The organism is Actinopolymorpha sp. B11F2, from assembly GCF_040195635.1.
In the GTDB taxonomy this organism is placed as follows: Bacteria; Actinomycetota; Actinomycetes; order Propionibacteriales; family Actinopolymorphaceae; genus Thermasporomyces.
Window position 1 is genome coordinate 1 of the sequence record NZ_JBEFTX010000003.1, and the last position, 17,199, is coordinate 17,199.

15 protein-coding genes are annotated in these 17,199 nt (G+C 67.2%); 8 read left to right on the forward strand and 7 right to left on the reverse strand.

What is annotated here, in order from left to right:
* The coding region (locus ABN034_RS34285; RefSeq protein WP_502878991.1) for a twin-arginine translocation signal domain-containing protein at positions 1-175 on the reverse strand (175 nt) is incomplete at its 3' end.
* A 185-nt stretch (positions 176-360) separates the two neighbouring features.
* Entirely contained in the window at positions 361-1,503 is a 1,143-nt protein-coding gene (locus ABN034_RS06460; protein WP_349690065.1) for a mandelate racemase/muconate lactonizing enzyme family protein, read from the reverse strand.
* A gap of 506 nt (positions 1,504-2,009) precedes the next feature.
* Here ABN034_RS06460 and ABN034_RS06465 point away from each other — a divergent pair.
* The 3 genes from ABN034_RS06465 (at position 2,010) to ABN034_RS06475 (ending at position 7,135) form a co-directional block, all read left to right on the forward strand.
* The gene (locus tag ABN034_RS06465; protein ID WP_349690066.1) at positions 2,010-3,980 is read left to right on the forward strand and encodes an ABC transporter substrate-binding protein; all 1,971 of its coding nucleotides are present in this window, start codon (positions 2,010-2,012) and stop codon (positions 3,978-3,980) included.
* A 333-nt stretch (positions 3,981-4,313) separates the two neighbouring features.
* Entirely contained in the window at positions 4,314-5,498 is a 1,185-nt protein-coding gene (locus ABN034_RS06470) for an aminoglycoside phosphotransferase/kinase family protein (protein WP_349690067.1), read from the forward strand.
* 122 nt (positions 5,499-5,620) lie between these two features.
* On the forward strand, positions 5,621-7,135 hold the full coding sequence (locus ABN034_RS06475) for a cobyric acid synthase (RefSeq protein ID WP_349690068.1): 1,515 nt from the start codon (positions 5,621-5,623) through the stop codon (positions 7,133-7,135).
* 37 nt (positions 7,136-7,172) lie between these two features.
* Here ABN034_RS06475 and ABN034_RS06480 read toward each other — a convergent pair whose 3' ends face one another.
* The gene (locus ABN034_RS06480; protein WP_349690069.1) at positions 7,173-10,163 is read right to left on the reverse strand and encodes a glycoside hydrolase domain-containing protein; all 2,991 of its coding nucleotides are present in this window, start codon (positions 10,161-10,163) and stop codon (positions 7,173-7,175) included.
* A 255-nt stretch (positions 10,164-10,418) separates the two neighbouring features.
* Here ABN034_RS06480 and ABN034_RS06485 point away from each other — a divergent pair, with 255 nt between their 5' ends.
* Both ABN034_RS06485 and ABN034_RS06490 read left to right on the forward strand, forming a co-directional pair.
* Complete coding sequence (locus ABN034_RS06485; RefSeq protein ID WP_349690070.1) at positions 10,419-11,654, forward strand: ROK family transcriptional regulator; 1,236 nt, start codon at positions 10,419-10,421, stop codon at positions 11,652-11,654.
* A gap of 280 nt (positions 11,655-11,934) precedes the next feature.
* A complete protein-coding gene (locus tag ABN034_RS06490) occupies positions 11,935-12,456 on the forward strand; it encodes an SRPBCC domain-containing protein (RefSeq protein ID WP_349690071.1) in 522 nt (173 codons plus the stop codon).
* Here the strand turns inward: ABN034_RS06490 and ABN034_RS06495 are convergent.
* Entirely contained in the window at positions 12,449-13,087 is a 639-nt protein-coding gene (locus ABN034_RS06495; RefSeq protein ID WP_349690072.1) for a DUF2461 family protein, read from the reverse strand. The genes ABN034_RS06490 and ABN034_RS06495 overlap by 8 nt on opposite strands.
* Positions 13,088-13,226: 139 nt before the next feature.
* On the opposite strand from ABN034_RS06495, the gene ABN034_RS06500 reads away from it, so the two are divergent.
* Both ABN034_RS06500 and ABN034_RS34290 read left to right on the forward strand, forming a co-directional pair.
* Positions 13,227-13,769, forward strand: a complete 543-nt coding sequence (locus tag ABN034_RS06500; protein ID WP_349690073.1) for a hypothetical protein — start codon at positions 13,227-13,229, stop codon at positions 13,767-13,769.
* Positions 13,744-14,028: a hypothetical protein gene (locus tag ABN034_RS34290; protein WP_502878978.1), complete on the forward strand. Its 285-nt coding sequence runs from the start codon at positions 13,744-13,746 to the stop codon at positions 14,026-14,028. Before ABN034_RS06500 ends, ABN034_RS34290 begins: the two co-directional genes overlap by 26 nt.
* Here the strand turns inward: ABN034_RS34290 and ABN034_RS06505 are convergent.
* The gene (locus ABN034_RS06505) at positions 14,025-14,402 is read right to left on the reverse strand and encodes a nuclear transport factor 2 family protein (protein ID WP_349690074.1); all 378 of its coding nucleotides are present in this window, start codon (positions 14,400-14,402) and stop codon (positions 14,025-14,027) included. The two genes, ABN034_RS34290 and ABN034_RS06505, sit on opposite strands and share 4 nt — an antisense overlap.
* Positions 14,403-14,523: 121 nt before the next feature.
* Here ABN034_RS06505 and ABN034_RS06510 point away from each other — a divergent pair, with 121 nt between their 5' ends.
* The gene (locus ABN034_RS06510; protein ID WP_349690075.1) at positions 14,524-15,462 is read left to right on the forward strand and encodes a phosphotransferase family protein; all 939 of its coding nucleotides are present in this window, start codon (positions 14,524-14,526) and stop codon (positions 15,460-15,462) included.
* On the opposite strand, the gene ABN034_RS06515 is transcribed toward ABN034_RS06510, so the two are convergent.
* Positions 15,369-16,514, reverse strand: a complete 1,146-nt coding sequence (locus tag ABN034_RS06515) for a lysylphosphatidylglycerol synthase transmembrane domain-containing protein (RefSeq protein WP_349690076.1) — start codon at positions 16,512-16,514, stop codon at positions 15,369-15,371. The two genes, ABN034_RS06510 and ABN034_RS06515, sit on opposite strands and share 94 nt — an antisense overlap.
* 154 nt (positions 16,515-16,668) lie before the next feature.
* Positions 16,669-17,142, reverse strand: coding sequence for an SRPBCC family protein (locus tag ABN034_RS06520; RefSeq protein ID WP_349690077.1), 474 nt, complete (start codon positions 17,140-17,142; stop codon positions 16,669-16,671).
* Positions 17,143-17,199 lie beyond the last annotated feature (57 nt).

Consider the following 17,199-nt stretch of genomic DNA (forward strand, 5'->3'; position numbering starts at 1 on the left):
TGACCAGCTCGGCAAGCATCGGTGCCTCCTTCGGTTTCGGCCCACCGCTGCTACCGCCACCGTCGCCCGAGTTCTTGGGCTGGGTAGAGAGCACGTCACAGCCGGCGGTCACGGCCACCGCCACCACAGCACCACCGGCACGGAGCACATCCCGCCTACTCAGATCAAAGGACACGCCTGGCTCCTCTCTGCGGTAGTGCGATGAGTACTACGTTCCCACTCGACCGTCAATGCTGGTTCGGAGTTCTCCCAGCGCCACGTTCATGGTTGCCACGGCCAATTGTGGCCGTCACCCCGAACTGCTGTCCCGTCGCTCCGACGGTGTAGCGGCGGTTCGCACGGTCGTCGAGGTCGCGGAAGCTAGCCGGTCGCCCCACGTGAGGAAGAGAGGGTCGGAAAGTCGTCGCGAAGGGTGATACCCAGACCGGGTGCGGTGGGGGCGTGCAGGTGGCCGTCCGTGAGGATCGACGGCCCGTCGACCACCTTGTGGAAGTAGCCGATGGTCGGATCGTGCTGGACGCGTACGGTCTCGGCCATGTACGCGTTGGGGATCGAGGTGAGCAGGTGCGCGGCCGACCACAGGTTGACCGGCCCGGAGTTGCCGTGCGTGGCCAGCGGCACCCCGTGCAGCTCTGCCAGGTCGGCGACACGCTTCGTCTCGGTGATCCCGCCGCACCAGGTGATATCGCTGATCACGACGTCGACACCGCCGTGCTCGATCAGCCGTCGTAGCTGGTGCCGGGTCTGCAGCCGCTCTCCACCGGCGATCGGCACGGTGCTCTTCTCCCGCAGCCGGACCCATTCCTCGGTGTTGTCCTGTGCGATCGGATCCTCGATCCACCGCACGGGCAGCCCATCCAGAGCCGCGACCACCTGCGCCGCGACGTTCGGGCTCAACAGGCCGTGTGCCTCGACCATCACCTCCATGCGGTCACCGAGTGCCGCGGCGATCTTCTCGATACCGGCGACGCCCTCCGCCAACTGCTCCTTGGTGATCAAGGCTCCGCGGGACGGCACGATGAAGCGTTCGAACGGCGCCATCTTCATGCAGGTGATCCCCGCCGCCAACAGTTCCTCGGCCAACCCCACCGGGTCGCGCCGGGCTCGCTCTCCATCGGAGTTTCCCGCGTACGCACCACACGTGTTGTAGATGGGTACGGCCTCGCGCACCGGGCCACCGAGCAATGAGCCGATCGGTTGGCCTGCGAGCTGGCCGCGAATGTCCCACAGCGCGATGTCGAGTGCCGAGATCGCCCGCGACTCCGCGCCGGCATAGCCGTGGTACGCCGACCAGTCGAACATCTCGTGCCAGTGCAGCGTCGACCGGCGAGGGTCGGCACCGATGAGAAACCGCTCCGCGAGGTCGCGCAACACCCCGATAGTCCGCACATCGGCGGTCTGACCGAGCCCGGTCACACCCTCATCCGTACGCACCAGCACGAAGACGAACGGGCGGGAAAGATTCAGATCCGGCACGACCGTCTCCACCGCGGTGATCTTCATATCCCCCTCCTTGTGAAGCACTGGTCCAGACACTTGAGGCACTGGTCCGGACACGCTAACCAAGCCGCTCACGGTCATGGAGCTTCCCGCCGGATCGGGCCAGCGGCGGGCACCAACCGCCGGAACTTCTGGCCATCGTGACCTCACTCGGCCTCGTCGCCTTGCCCGGGGATCGGCCACCTCTCGAGCTGTGCCGCTCCGCCAAATGGGTGGTGTCCTTGCCCGGTTCCAGTCCTGGACAACCTGCCGGGCAGTGCTTGACCGGGTCCTTTTTTCAGTGTGACGATCTTCGTTTCCGTTGGCACTCACGGACCTAACGGAGTTTGAGAGGCGCCATCGCTGGCGGCACAGGCATGACCACGATCCTGGCCGGCATCGACGTAGGCGTCCGTCCAGAGGACTCCCGACTGGTGTCGCGGTGAAGGTGGAGCCCGCCGCCTGGGCAGGCTTCCCGGCTCGAACGATCCACCACGGTTGGTGGACTCTTTGGATGGGGTGCTAGCTACATGGGACTAGCGAACCGGCGACCGGCGAGGCGAGACGTACTGCGACTTGGCACGGCGGCCACGGCGATGCTCGCCGTTTCCGGGTGCGACCTGTTGTCCACCGATCCGGAGGGCGGAGGCGGCGGCGCGTCAAGCAAGAGCGGCGCCAAGGAGGCACCAGACCTTGCCGCGTTGGTGAAGGACGGGAAGCTGCCCCCACTCAAGCAACGACTCCCGAGGGAACCGCTGGAGGTTCAGCCCACCGACCGGATCGGGCGGTACGGCGGGCAGTGGGACACGTTCCTCACCAGTGTCGACGCCGACCCGCACCTGGTCGGGTGTTTGTCGTACGAGCCCTTGGTGCGCTGGAATGTCGAGAGCACTGGCATCGTCCCCGGGATCGCGAAGGGGTGGGACGTAAGCGAGGACACGCGCGAGTACACCTTTCACCTTCGTGCGGGCATGAAGTGGTCGGATGGCGAGCCGTTCGGCGTCGACGACGTCATCTTCGCCTACGAGGACGTCCAGAAGAACAAGGACCTGTTTCCGGTATTCACGACGTGGCTCACGACCGCCAGGCAGCCGGCGACGCTGGAGAAGCTCGACGACGTTTCGTTCAAGTTCGTCTTCACCGAGCCCAACGGCATCTTCCTGGAGAACATCGCCGCTGGCGGCACGGTCCTGACGTCCCTGCCTCGTCACTACCTGGAGAAGTTCCACCCGAAGTACAACCCCGATGTGGAAAGCCTCGCGAAGGACGAAGGTTTCGCCAACTGGATGGAGCTGTTCGCCGCACGTGGTGGCCTGGGTCCAGGCAACCTCGGCTCCTGGCAGAACCCCGAGCTGCCGACCGTCTACCCCTGGCGAATCGTCCAAGGGCTCGGTGAAGGCAACCGCCTCGTGGCCGAACGCAATCCGTTCTACTGGAAGACCGACCCCAACGGTGCTCAGCTGCCCTACCTCGACAAGGTAGTCATGGAGATCGTCGAGGAACCCAACGTCTCCACCCTGCAGATCACCGAAGGGCGCTACAGCGTCATTACGCCCGGTATCGCCACCCTGCAGAGCAAGCCGGTCTTCGCACGAGGTCGGCAGGCGGGTGAATACCACTTCGTCGACATGGTCGAAGACCGAATGAACTTCGGCACCTTCGTCTTGAACCACAACCACAAAGACCCGGCGATGCGGGCAGTGTTCCAGAACAAGGACTTCAAGATCGGCCTGTCGTACGCCTTGAACCGTAAGGAGATTGTCAGCCTCATCATGAAGGGCCAGGGCGTGCCCTGGAACACCTCGCCGCGGCCGGAGTCGAAGTACTTCTACGAGCCGCTCGGTACGCAATACACCGAGTACGACCTGGACAAGGCCAACGAGCACCTTGACCTGGCTGGGTACAGCCAGCGAGACGATGAGGGGTTCCGGCTTCGCGAAGACGGTAAGCGCTTGGGCTTCAACCTCCAGGTCCGAGTCAACTTCAACCCCGCATGGGCCGACATCGGCGAGCTGGCCGGGCGTTACTGGCGCGAGGTCGGTGTCGACGCGCGCGTCGAGGTGGTGGCGGCCGAGCTGATCTTCGCCCGCATCGACGCCAACGATCACGAGGCAATCATGGATGACGGTGACGGTGGCCTGATTCCGTACCTGAATCCCGGTTGGTACCTACCCGCCGCCGGATCGTCGATGGCCATAAGGTGGGCTCAGTGGTACGACTCCGGCGGCGCGGAGGGCGAGGAGCCGCCAGCGCCGCAGAAGCGCCAGATGGAGCTCTTCGATCAGGTGAAAGCCACCCTCGACGAGGCCGAGCGGGTCGAGCTGTTCACCGAGATCCTCAAGATCGCCGCCGAGGAGTTCTACGTCATCGGGACCGCACGGACGACCCAGCAGTACAACATCGTCCAGAACGACTTTCACAACGTCCCTGACCCATTCCTCGACGGGAGCAGTTATCCCGAGCCAGGGCCTACCAACCCCGAGCAATACTTCCGCGAATAGGCCAGCGCGCCGAAGTCGGCGGGGTGATGGTCAATTTCTGGACGCCTGTTGTGACGAACGAACCGTTCTTCATGCGGGCGTTGGGCGGGGCTCTGCAACCGCCGCATGCTGCCCGACACTGGGCTTGCCGTCCTGACCGAGCCCTGTCGTGCATCGGGTGAGGCAGGCGTTGACGCATCGGGGACGTCATGCTTGTATACGGGCAACGTGTCGAGGGGCGCGTCGAGACTCGCCGGAAGGCTAGAAGCCACCCCACTAGAAGTTGGATCAGCGTGGGTACCTCACCGCCGCTCTGAACCACCCGTGCGAGTTCGGGTACGAGAGCGAGTAGCAGTGAGAGTCCTGCCCGACACTCCGAATCTCGACTTCCTCCGTCAGGAAGCCAAAGACCTCCTCGTCGCGCTGCGCGAGACCGATCCGACGGCCGCCCTTTCCGCCGCGCAACGCGCCGTCGCCGACCAGTACGGCTTTCGGACATGGCCGGACCTGAAGGCCGAGGTCGAGCGCCGACGCTCGATGCCGCCGACGGCGGACTCTGGACTCGCCCGCGACCTTGCTGACGCGTTCGACCTCGGTGACGTCAAGGTGCCCATGACACCGATCTCGTACGCATTCATGGGCCGGCGGTGGCGGCTGGAGACGGAGCGGGGCGTGTGGCTGGTCGGACCCGTCTTCGACTGGATCGGGGACGACCAGGCCTCTCGCGCGACGGAGCTGCGCGAGCGAGCACGTGCCGCGGGTGTCCTCGCCCCCAAGCCCGTCCGCGCCGCTGACAGTGCGCTGGTCCGGCGCGTCGACGGGAAGAGCTGGCGAGTCGATGAGTGGATGGAGCTCGGCCCCGAGGTCCTGCAGCCAGTGCGTTCATCGGTCGCGCGGCAGGTCGGCCGGACTCTCGCGACGGTGCACGAGGTGGCGATGCCCAGCGACCAGGTGTTCACGCCGTTCGCACCGGGGCATCTCACGTACCGCCACTCAGACGCGGAGTGGGATCAGCTCATCGCAGGAACGTCCGCAGCGGGCAAGCCCTGGACAGACGACTTGGTTCGCCTTCGAGAAGGCACGCTGAGCGCGCTCGAGTCCGTCCCTTTCCGACCGGCCGTCGAGCCGCTGGTGGTCAGCATCGCCGACCTCAACATCGAAGCGGTGCGGATGGCGCCCGACGACAAGCTGGCCCTGATCCACTGGGACTTCGCAGGCCCGCACCGACCAGAGTGGGAGCTCGCTTACGTACTCGTGCATTGGACGGTGTACGGGCAGGCCAATCCGGGCACCGCGCGAGCGCTCGTTGCCGGCTACCGCGACCGGGCCGGTGCTGTCCCGCCGCTGAACCTCTCCTCGTTCTGGCTCACGATCACCGCGCACCTCAACTGGACGTACGACCAGTTCTGCACGGCGCGGAGCGCCATCGGCGACGAGAAGCGAGCCTACGTTGAGGGCGAGCTACAGCAGCTGATCGCCGACCAGCTCACCGTCACCAAGATCGAACAACTCCTCGAGGAGCTACAGCCCCTGACGTAAGGGCCGCGATCACCACCGCGTGCGGGAGCCCAGCGGCCGGCCGGGGCGGGCTGGGTGCGGGCGGTCGGTATGTTGCGGGTGTGGCTAGGTCGGGCGCTGAGGCGGTTGTGGGAGATGTGCGGGTGAGCGGCGTCGGCTTACTGGTTGCCGGTACGACTTCTGATGCCGGTAAGTCTGTGGTGACCACGGCGCTGTGCCGGGCGTTCGCGCGGCGCGGTCTACGGGTGGCGCCGTACAAAGCGCAGAACATGTCGAACAACTCGATGGTCACCGCGGAGGGCGCCGAGATCGGCCGCGCTCAGTGGGTGCAGGCGGTGGCGGCGTGCGCGGAGCCCGAGGCGGCGATGAACCCGGTACTCCTCAAGCCGGGCAGCGACCGCAGCAGCCACGTCGTGGTGATGGGCCGCTCGGCTGGCCGGTTGGAGGCGGGGGAGTTCGCGGTCGGGCGTCAGCACCTTGCTCGCGCGGCGTTCGATGCGTTCGATGACCTTCGCGGTCGGTACGACGTTGTGGTGTGTGAAGGTGCTGGAAGTCCTGCGGAGATCAACCTGCGCGCGGGCGATTACGTCAACCTGGGGTTGGCTCGGCATGCCGGTATGCCTGCGGTGGTGGTCGGGGACATCGACCGCGGAGGCGTGTTCGCGGCCTTCTTCGGCACGGTCGCGTTGCTGGAGGCCGCCGACCAGGCGCTGGTGGCCGGTTTCGTGGTGAACAAGTTCCGCGGTGACGTCGGTCTGCTGCGACCTGGCCTTGTCGACCTGGAGCGGATGACCGGCCGTCGGGTCTACGGCGTGCTGCCATGGATCCGCGACCTGTGGCTGGACGCGGAAGACGCCCTGGCACTGGAAGAACGGGCGCGTCCCGGCGGCGTCGGTGGCATGGATGGGGCCGTCGGGGACACGCTGCAGGTCGCCGTGGTGCGGTTCCCGCGGATCAGCAACTTCACCGATGTCGACGCTCTTGCCGTCGAGCCCGGTCTGGCGGTGCGTTTCGTCGACGACCCACGGAGTCTCGCCGGCGCCGACGTCGTTGTGCTGCCGGGCACCCGCTCGACGCTCGCCGACCTGGAGTGGCTCCGCCAACGCGGGCTGGCCCGAGCGGTTGCCGACCATGTGGCAGCGGGCGGGGTCGTTCTGGGCATCTGCGGCGGTTTCCAGATGCTCGGCCGCAGTATTACCGACCCCGACGGTGTGGAGGGTCGACCCGGCGCCGCGGTGTCCGCGCTCGGGCTGCTCGAGGCCGACACGTGCTTCGAGGCCCACAAGGTGGTGCGGTTGTGTTCCGGAGAGGCGCTGGGGGCGCCGGCGTCGGGTTACGAGATCCACCACGGGCGGGTCACCGTGTCCGGAGGTGAGGCGTTCCTCGGTGGAGCCCGCCGCGGTCGGGTCTTCGGCACCCTGTGGCACGGGATCTTCGAGGCGGACGCGCTGCGGCAGGCCTGGCTCACCGAGGTCGCCCGCCTACGCGGAGCGGACGGGTTCAAGCCCGGCAGCGCGTCGTTCGCACAGCTGCGCGAGGAGCGGATCGACCGACTGGCGGACACCGTCGAGGAACACCTCGATGTCGACGCCCTGCTGGAGCTTGCCCGAAACGGCGCACCGGCGGGCATCCGTACCGTCCGGGACGGCATGGCGTGAGGCGAGTGCCTCCGGGTTTCCACCTTCGACGTTGCGCTCAGCCGATGGCGATCTCGCCGTGGTCGGGAAGGTCGTAAAGCTCGAGTTCGTACACCGCGTACATGCTCCACGTCGTGTAGTTGGCGTCGTTGATCTTCATCCGAAGGTGCGTCACGTTGTCGAGCTCGGGAAGGTCGGCGGCCACCGACTCCATCACGCCGTCGTCCTCATCCCGTGTCCATCGGAGCTGGACGCCCCGCGCCACCGTGGTCCAGGTCGACCCGTCGGTGGACGTCTGGACGTCGACATCGGTGATGCCCTGCAGGACTCCGGACGGCGTCTGCATGACGAGGGTGTTCATGCTCTGCGGCTGGTCCCAGGTGGTCACGATCTCGTGGGGGAACGGATGGGCGTCGGTGTAGCCCTGTTCGGCGGCGAACATCGTTCCGGAGTCACCGTCGACCATCTTCTGTGGACCGTAGACCACGGCGCCCTCACCCGAGCGGGTTGCGGATGCGGTGACGGTGGAGTACGACCTCGAGACGTTGGTGCCGGGTGTGTTCACGGCGCCCTTGACGAACTCGACCGTGTAGATCATCGAGGTCGTGCCGTCGCCCGCGGTCGTACGAATGCGAAGGGTGCTCTTGCCCACCGGCACATCGACACTGACCGTGGCGCCATCAGTCACCTGCGTACCGTTGATCGTGAGGGAACCCTCGGGGTCGGTCAGCGACGGTGTGACGGTGACCGAATCCCTCTCCTCCGGAATGAGGAGTCGATAGGTCGTGAGTCGACCGTCGAAGACGTAGTCCCTGACACCAGGGATGTCGAGGCTTTCCAGCGACGCGTCGCCGTGCTGCTGGCCGGGATGCAGGTGGACGCGTAGCCCGTCGAGGCGGAGCTCCTTGCCATCGAGGTTCACGACCCTGATGGTGTGCGGCACCCCGGCGGTCAGGGCGCGTGACCCGAACACCGTGGCGTAGTCGTACCGCACGGCTTCGTACAGGTCGATGATCTCGGGTTCCCCGCCGTCGACGGATACCGACACCTTTCCCGACGTCGTGCCCTTCTCGACGATGACGTCGATTCCGGACCCGTCGAAGGTGTACGCCAGTGCGTCGTCGGCGGTCTCGCTCATGGTGACCGCACCCAGGTAGGCGTACTGCCGCTTGCGGGAGAACCAGTCTCCGTCGTAGGTGAGGGAGGTGTCGGTGTCGTCGACCAGGTACGTCGAGGGCATCTCCTGGTCGGGGTAGGGGCTCGTCGGGTCGGGGACGTCTCCGGCGTCCACGCCGGCAGCCGCCTGGACCACGTAGTCGTGAAGAGCCTTGATGTACGCCGGATCGAGCGTGTACTTCCGCGGGTCCTCCGGGCTCACGGCACTGTCGGCGATCCTCCGCGCGAGTTCAGGGTTTCTCTGCTGCAGCTGGTGCAGGAGTTCGTAGTCCTCCAGGCCGTCGCGGTGTGCCTCGTAGCGCAGGCTGCTCTTCACCGTCAGGTGTTCCTTGTCGGGATAGACGATGTAGGAGTCACCGTTCCAGGGGCCGACGTACCATGCGTTCCACGCCCAGTGCAGGTGCCCTTGCACGCCTTGGCGTTGGAGGTTCCAGAAGAGCAACCGTCCGGTCAGGGTCGGTTGCGACCAGAACCGGTTGAGCCACGGCGGCGTGTTGACCTCGCAGGTGTACACCCACAGGTCCTGCCCGGCTGCCTGCTGTGCCTTGTACTCCTCCTTCTTCGCCTCGAAGGCGGGGGTCAGCGGCACCCAGGTGTCGACGTAGTCCTTGGTCTGCTCGCCGAGCAGGATCCCGTTGGGGTCGGCGTCCATCGTGCGGAACTCGGCGCCGGTCTGGGCGTTGATCTGCTTGATCTTCCTGGCGACGTAGGTCCACCAGTTCTTCTGGGCGTCCGTGATCGGTTCGTCCAGGATGTGCTGGTACCAGGTGCCGCCGTCCGGTCCCGCCCAGCCCTTCTCCTGCAGATGCTGGTTCAGTGCGGTCAGATAGTTCTCGAGGTACGCATCGGTCACGGGCAGCTCGTCAGGGAGTCCGGTGTTCCACGACGCGTCCGGTTTCTCGCTGTCGGGCATCTTGTTGAGCGTGTGGATCAGGTGCTGGTTGGCGAAGGCCGTGATGCCGTGCCGGCGGAAGGTCTCGACGTAGCGGTCGAAGACGGACCAGTCCAGGTCGTCGGGAACACCTTCGGTGAACTCGGAGAGCTCTGTGCCGGTCGCCTGGAGGAGTAGGTCGGTGCGTATCCACACCATGGTGGTCCGGTACTCCGCCAGTGTCTGGGCGAAGTTGTCCATGAGCGTGAACCACTTGTCGCTGTAGGCCTTCACGCCGTAGTAGTGCTGCCCCACGTCGTAGGCCTGGCTACCCTCGCCGTTCCACCTCAGCCCGTCCCAGGTGAAGCCGTTCGTCATCGTCCAGTGGTACTGATCGATGGTGGCGTCGGAGGTGGCGGGCACCGTGACGTCGAAGACACTGACCCGGATGGGAACGACGCGGTTTCCGCGCGTGGTTTCGACAGTGGTCGTTCCTTCGTAGGTTCCGGGTGAGGTGCCGGACGGTACGTAGCTCGTGACGAGGATCGGCTGGGTGGAGTCGGCTTCCACCTTGACCGTGTGATCGTTCGAGAGCGGGTCGGGCAGTGCCGACTGGGGATAGAGCTGTCGGCCCACCCGGTCGGGGAAGAACGCGTTCGGCTGGACGGTCGCGGTGTCTTCGTACTCCTCGAAGTGATGTCGCAGGTGCTTGTTGTCGATGACCTCGCCGCTGGCGGAGACGAGGTCGGAGAACCGCACTCTGCTGATCGTCAGCGGTTCGGTGCTCCGCAGCGCGATCTGGGCGCTTTCGTACTCGTTCCGCGCCGAGACGACTCGGATGGCGTCTCCTGCGTTCTGCGGGATGGTGCTGGTTCGGTAGATGGTCCTGAGCGCGTTCTCCACCCAGACGTCGAACCGTGCGCTCTTCGCCTGCGCGAGGGGGCCCAGGGGGAGCAGAAGGAGTCCCATGACGATGATCAGGGAAGGGGCTCTGGTCCGCATCGCTGTCCTTCCGGAGGCGGATCCAGCCCGAGGACCAGCCGCCGCATTCACTCAGCCGAGCGAGGAGATGACGAGGAGGGTTGCGCGACAAGGGTCGGACGCATCCGGATAATAAGTCAAGGGTTCCATGAAAAAATGGTTGCTCCGGGTCTCATCCCGCCAGGACCATAGGGTGACGCCGACAGCGCCGGAGAGCCGACAGCGCCGGAGAGCCGACAGCGCCGGAGAGCCGACAGTGCCGGAGAGGAGAGGTGGATGTCACGCGCCGAGTCGGCGACGCCGCCGCTGCTGCGTCGCCTCAATGCCGGGCGGGTCCTCGACGTACTCCGCTCCGGTGGACCGCTCAACGTCGCGGAGCTCGCCGCCGAGGCCGGCCTGTCGCGCGTGACCCTCGACGCCGTCGTCGAGGACCTCATCGGACTCGGACTCGTGGCGGAGGTCCCGAAGTCGGCGACCGATGGTGCGCGAGGACGGGGACGCCCGCCTCGGCGGCTCCGCTTCCGCGCGGAATCCGGCTACCTCCTCGGCGTGGACATCGGGGCACACCGGCTCGAGGTCGTCGTCACCGACCTCCTCGGCACCGTCGTCGGAGGTCGAGAGCGCTCACTGGATCCGGCCATGAGTCGGCCGCGGCGCCTTCGCGCGGCGCGTCGCATCGCCGCGTCGGCCATGGACGACGCCGGCGTCAGCCCGTCCGACCTTCGAGCCATCGGTGTGGGAACGCCTGGAATCGTCGACGGCCAGACCGGCACCGTGACCTACTGCAACGCCATGGCGGGCTGGTCCGGTCTCTGTCTGGGAGCCGAGTTCGGTCGCGGGTTCGACTGCGCTGTCGCCGTCGAGAACGACGCGAACCTCGCCACTCTGGGTGAATGCTGGCAGGGCGCGGCGCACGGCGTCGACGACGTCGTACTCCTCCTGGCTGGTGATCGGATAGGTGCCGGGATCGTCATCGGCGGCGAACTCGTCCGCGGCAAGCGCGGCGGCACCGGCGAGATGACTTTCCTCGGGCTGCTCAGGAACACCGATTCGTCCGAGTCGATCGAGGAGCTCCTCCGGGCTGTCGTCCGCACCGAGGTCGACCAGCTGATCTCGCGTCGACAGGTCCAGGGCGAGCCGGTCCGTACCCTCCTCAGTGGCCTTGCACCGCTGCACGGCGTGCACGTCGACGACCTCGACAAGACCCTCGCCGCCGCGCAGCGCCGCCAACGGACCGCCGTCCGTCAGGTGGAGACCGCCATGGCAAGGACCTGCGCGGTCGCCATCGTCATCACCACGCTGGTCAGCCCGGAGCTGTTCGTCATCGGCGGAAACGCCTCAGCCTCCGGGGACATCATCCTTCCGGCCATCCGTGCGGCACTGGACGGCGTCTCAGGGCCAGGAGTCGAGCCACCTCAGGTCGCCGTCTCGACGCTCGGAGAGCGGGCCGTCGCGCTGGGCGCGATACGCAAGGCCCTCGACCTCGCGGTGCCGCACCTGCTCGATGCGTAGGGATGATCCGCGAGGCGCGGCGTTGTCGGTTCCGATGCCGCCGACCTTGATCTTCCGATGCCGCCGACCCCGATCTGCCTCGACGCCTCGCTGACGCCGCGAAGAACTGGGGACGTGTCGCTTTGACAGGCAAGTGACGGCTTGCCTATGGTGTGGGTGTTGCGGCGGACGGGACGCCGGCCTGGTCGAGAGCCCCCGGGAGGGCCGCGACAAGGTCCCGACTGTTTGCGTACTGGGCGAGGCGCCTCCACGCTCTCGAACCACACCTGAAGGAGCACTCATGAACGAACCCACCGCCTACGGAACTCTGGAAACGATCGACGGTCGCGCAGCGCTGCGCTTCGAGCGCACGCTCGCCCACCCGACCGAGCGCGTGTGGCGGGCCGTCAGCGTGCCAGCAGAGCTCGAGCGTTGGTTTCCGGCAGCCGTCAACTGGACGCCGGAGGTGGGCGAGACCTTCGAGGCCGCCGGCGCGACCCTTGAGGTGACCGAGGTCGATACTCACCATCGCCTGGCTTGGGTCTACGCCGGCCAGCCGCAGAGTTTCGAGCTGACCGCTCACGAAGGCGGCTGCCGGTTGATCTTCACCCACGTCATCGACGACCCGGCGCTCGCAGCGCAGACCGCAACCGGCTGGGAGACCTACCTCTCGCGGCTCGAGCCCCATCTCGTCGGTGAGCACGTCTCTGAAGAGGCCGCACACGAGCAGTGGGCGGAGATTCACGAACGCTACGCCGAGCGCTTCGGGGTCGACCCGACGCCGGGACGGCGCTTCGCGACGGCCCAGGGTCAACTCACGTGACCTCCGCGTCCACCACTGCGTGGTCGGCGAGCCACGACATCAGCGGCCGCAGGTCCTCGAACGCCGCGAGCACGCGGTCGACCGCCTCCGGGGTGTGCAGCCATCCGTCACATCCGAGTGGCCGCCCGGCGGACAGTGTGCGGTGCCGTAGCAAGTCGGCACGCGGATGGTCGGCCGGATAGCCCCGCGGAACCCGTTTCATCACGTCGCCGGTGATGTCGTAGCCCCGCGTCCGCAGTGCCTCGACGATCGTCACCAGGGCGGACCCGGACGTGTCGTCGGCGACCGCTGCCCGGAAGGCCTCGCGCTCGGGACCGAAGTACCACCCGCCACCGTGGACGTGCAGCCCGTCGAGGTCGAAGATCACGCCGAGCTCGACGCCGCGCTCGATCAGGACGCGTGCGGCCTGCCGCTGCCAAGGCCAGAGCATGATGCGAAAGCCCCACACCGAGAAGTCGTCGTAGGTGGGGTCTGCGTCGGCGACGTCCTGGAGGAGGGCGATCATGGGCTGGCGTACCAGCTGTTCCCGCTCCTTGCGAAGGGTCTCCCGGAAGGCGGCCGGAGGATCGCCCTCGAGCTTGAGCAGCACGTCGAACGCCTGCTCCGGCCAGCCGTTGAAGCGTCCACTCATAGCGCCACCCTGCCACCGCCCACCGACATCCCCACCACGCTGCGGCGAGCCTGCCCACAGGCAGCGGGGGAGCGCTCGCCTAGGGTCACCGGCAGCTCGGCTCTGGATGTTGTCCAAGCGCACCGGTGCCAAGGTTCGCTTGTTGTACCACGCGGGCAGAGGCGGGTCGACGAGGACCGGCACCTACACGGTGGAAGGGGCGAACGGGCCTACCTCCACGACGATCCGCCAGCTTGTCACGGAGTTCTCCAGCCAGGTGCCGGCTCTGGATGTCAAGCAGCTGTCGTACAGCCGTAGCTACGGGACGCGCGTGGAGGTCGCCTGCCTGCTACGCCATTTCGACGCGCATCCCGAGGATGGCCGATCCCTCAGCCGGCGGCGAAGGTTGGGGCCCGGCAGGGAAGGCAACGGGCTGGACCGGTTCGCTCGTGAGGTCGCGCATGACGTCGAGTATCCGGAGCGCGTCGACGAGAGAACGGCACGCCGGGTCAAGGCGGTCTACTCACTGGACCGCCATGGACGGGTCGATGGCATCGCGCCGACTGCGGACGCGTGGCTGAAGCTGGGCGAACACCTCACTTCCCATGGATGGCCCGCGACCCGTGCGTGGCTGGATGAGATCGCCGCAACCGGAGGCGATGGGAAGGCAAGGTCTGATGAGACCACCCGACATCCGGAGTGACATCGCGCCTCTTGCCGCGTACCTGCCTGAACGCTCGAACATCATCCAGTTCCCACGCCGATTCGATCGCTTCACCGACCGTGAGCTCGCGGACTGGGCACCTCTGCAGCATCTCTTCCACCGCCGCTACGAGGGGAAGCACCCGCCCCTCGCCCTCCTGGATGAGTTACCGCAGGAGACGACGCTCCAACGCGCGACTGTCACCCATCTGCGAAGCGGCGGACATTGTCACAACCGAACAGGATGGCTCGGTTTCTAGTGCCCGTCGGGCTGGTCCGGGGCGAAGGGCCACTCCTCGAACCCGACGGAACGGCCGTCGGCGTCGAACTGCAGAATCCACAGGTCGCGCCAGCGCGTCGGGTCGTCCCCCAGGTAGGCGACCTCGATCCGCACCACCGCCGTGTTGCCGTCGACCGCCACAACGTCGCTCGTCATCGCGAACGACTCGTCGGGGCCGTCGCGCTCGGCCTCCCACCATGCGCCGAGCCGGGAGAGTCCCACGATCGGGCGTGCCCACGGCGACGGCCGGTAGGACACGTCCGGCGAGAACAGCTCGGCAAGCGGCTCCGTACCTGGTGTGCGCCACGCTCGCTCGTACCCGGCGACCCACCTCTCGACAGCGTCTCTGTCCACGCCCGCCATGCTGCCAGGTGGCGGCACCGTCGGGCATCGTCACGAGGACGTGAGGTGCGGCTGGCTGGGCGAGCTAGAGTCACGGCCGTGTTGTGCAGGACATCTCCAGCGGGGTGGGCCGGTGGACGCCGATAAGGCCGACACGGTGCCGTACGGCTTCGACGACGACGAGACGACAGTCCGACTCTTGCGGTCCGCACCGCCGAGGCAGGCGCTGGCGTGGGCAGAGCACGCTCTGAGCGGCGTCGTCGAGTCGGTCGAGGTCCTGCAAGGGGGACTGTCCTCGGCGATGCACCTGCTGAGGCTCCGCCGCGGGACAGGACTCCGGACGGTGGTGCTACGCCGCTACGTCCGGCCAGGACGCCGGGCCGAGTGGCCAGACCTTGCCGATCGGGAGGCGCGCACCCTGTCCTTCGTAGAGTCCATCGCCGCGCCGACACCGCGGCTGCTTGCCGTCGACCCGACCGGAACCCAAGCCGGGACGCCTGCCCTGCTCATGACCTGCCTGCCCGGCCGCGTCGAGTGGGTGCCCAAGGATGTGGATCCGTGGCTGCGCCGCATGGCCGAAGTGCTGCCGACGATCCACACCGCCACCCTTCCCGCGCCAGAGCAGTTCCCGGAGCACGTCCCCGACACTCCGCGCGATGACGAGCCACCCGCCTGGACCCAACGGCCCGAACTGTGGCAGCGAGCGGCCGAGATCTTCCACCAGCCAGTGCCTGAAGACACCAGAACGTTCATCCACGGCGACTTCCACCCCGGCAACCTGCTCTGGCACCGGGCGTCGGTCACAGGTGTGATCGACTGGCAAGCTGCCAGCATCGGATCCCCGTCTGTTGATGTGGCGAACTGTCGCGGCAACCTCTTTCGCTACGGCCTGGACTTGGCCGACCGATTCACCAGGTACTGGGAACGCCTCACCGGCGAACGGTTCAACCCCTGGGCCGATCTCGTCGGAACCATCGGCTACCTGGACGAGCTGCGCGACGACCGGCCGTCCGACTGGCGGGAGCTCGAGGAAGCCCTCGCCCGTGCTGTCGCCGAACTCGACGGCTCCTGAACCACGAACGCTGTCCGTTCCTGCGAAGTAGCCCCCGCCGCCGCAGGCCTCGAAGCGGTGCCGACAAGCTGGTCGACCTCGACACCGACGAAGCGTTCCTTGACGTACGGAACCTCCCGTCCGTTGGTCAGACGGTCCCGCCGAAAGCGGCTGAGCTTCGGGAACGCGAGGACGACGGCGCCGGGAACGCTGGCGACGAGCACCAACGCTCCGTACACCACGGCAGTTCTGACTCCCTGAGCGGCAGTCAACCCGGCGGCGCCGAACGCCCATGCGGCCACGCCTTCGCGCGGTCCCCAACCACCGACGTTCACCGGCAGCCCCATGGCAAGGAGAGCCAGCAAGGTCAGGGGAACGAGCTGCGACAGTGGTGCGGTCGCGCCCGCAGTACGCGCCGCGACCAGGAACGTCGCCAGGTGGGCTGCCACGGCGACGGCGGAGGCGAGCACGACCCCCAGACAGGTGCCCTGCGCGTGCAGCCCGTCGCGGATGTCCGCCTTTGCCGTACGCAGCGCCCGGAGCCGCCGCAGCAGGCTGTCTCGTGGCACGGCACGCGCCACGAGTACGACGGCGAGACCGCCTACCAGCACCACCGCGGTCAGGGCGGGCATATGTGGTCGTAGTGGCGAGGGGAACGCGAACAACACGATGATCGCCAGGACGACCAGCACGACCTGACCGGCGGAGCGCTCCCACACCACCGCGCGGACGCCGCGGCCGATGTCGCCGGCATCCCGTCCGTGGCGCACCGCGCGGTCGGCGTCTCCGAGCACTCCACCGGGCAACAGCGTGTTCAGGAACACGGACCGGTAGCAGCGGGCCACGGCCGCGCCGATGGGCAACTGGACGCCGAGCCCTCGAGCGACCAGGCTCCAGCGCCAGGCAGAGCTCACAGTTGCCAGGCAGCCCAGGACGGAGGCCGCCGCGACGGCGCTGCCGTCGATCAGGCGGAGTCCGTCGAGGAACGGGCCGGTCCCCAGTCGCCAGACCAGGAACCCGAGGACCGCCGCGCCGCCCAGCGTTCGTACCCACGTCCAGGACCGCCGCGTCACGGAACCGCCCGAGCAGGGTGCGGGCGTAGGACTCGCGCCGATGCGCTGTGCAACGTTGGCCTCCTCGACAAGCACCTGTTGTGACACACGCGCCAGGTGGGCGGCCGGTTCAATCCGAGCCGGCGAGGATGCCGCGCGGGAGGGTGTTACCTGCTCAAGAGGGGTCAGATCCCTCGTGCTCGGCAAGTGCGGCGAGTCGGTCGAGTGAGCGCTGCAGCATGTCTGCCGTGGTCGCCCGAGCGCGTGGGATCCGACTCTCGTCAGTCAGCCCGGTCCAGTCGTAGGTGTGGGTCACCCGCGTACGCGACGCGTCGATCGGCTCGAGCTCCCATCGCCACAGGTGGCCCGGCGGTTGCTGACCCGGCTCGGCCGGTCTCCAGGCGATGCGCTGGCCCTCCACGAACTCGACCACGTGGTTCTCCCGGACCTGGCCCCTGGTGAGGGTCGTGCTGAAGACATCATCGACAGCGCTGACTCGCTGCCCAGCGGCCGCCTCCGACAGGTTGTCGTTGCCATCCCAGCGAGGCTGTTGACTGGGGTCAGCGATGAACTCGAAGACGTGCCCGGCACCGGCCGAAATCTCCCGGCTGGCGCTGACGACGCGGAGATCCTCACGGTGATTGGTCATCGCCCTATCGAAACACACGACGCGTAGCCTGCCGGCGACTGTTGCCGGCCGCTTCAC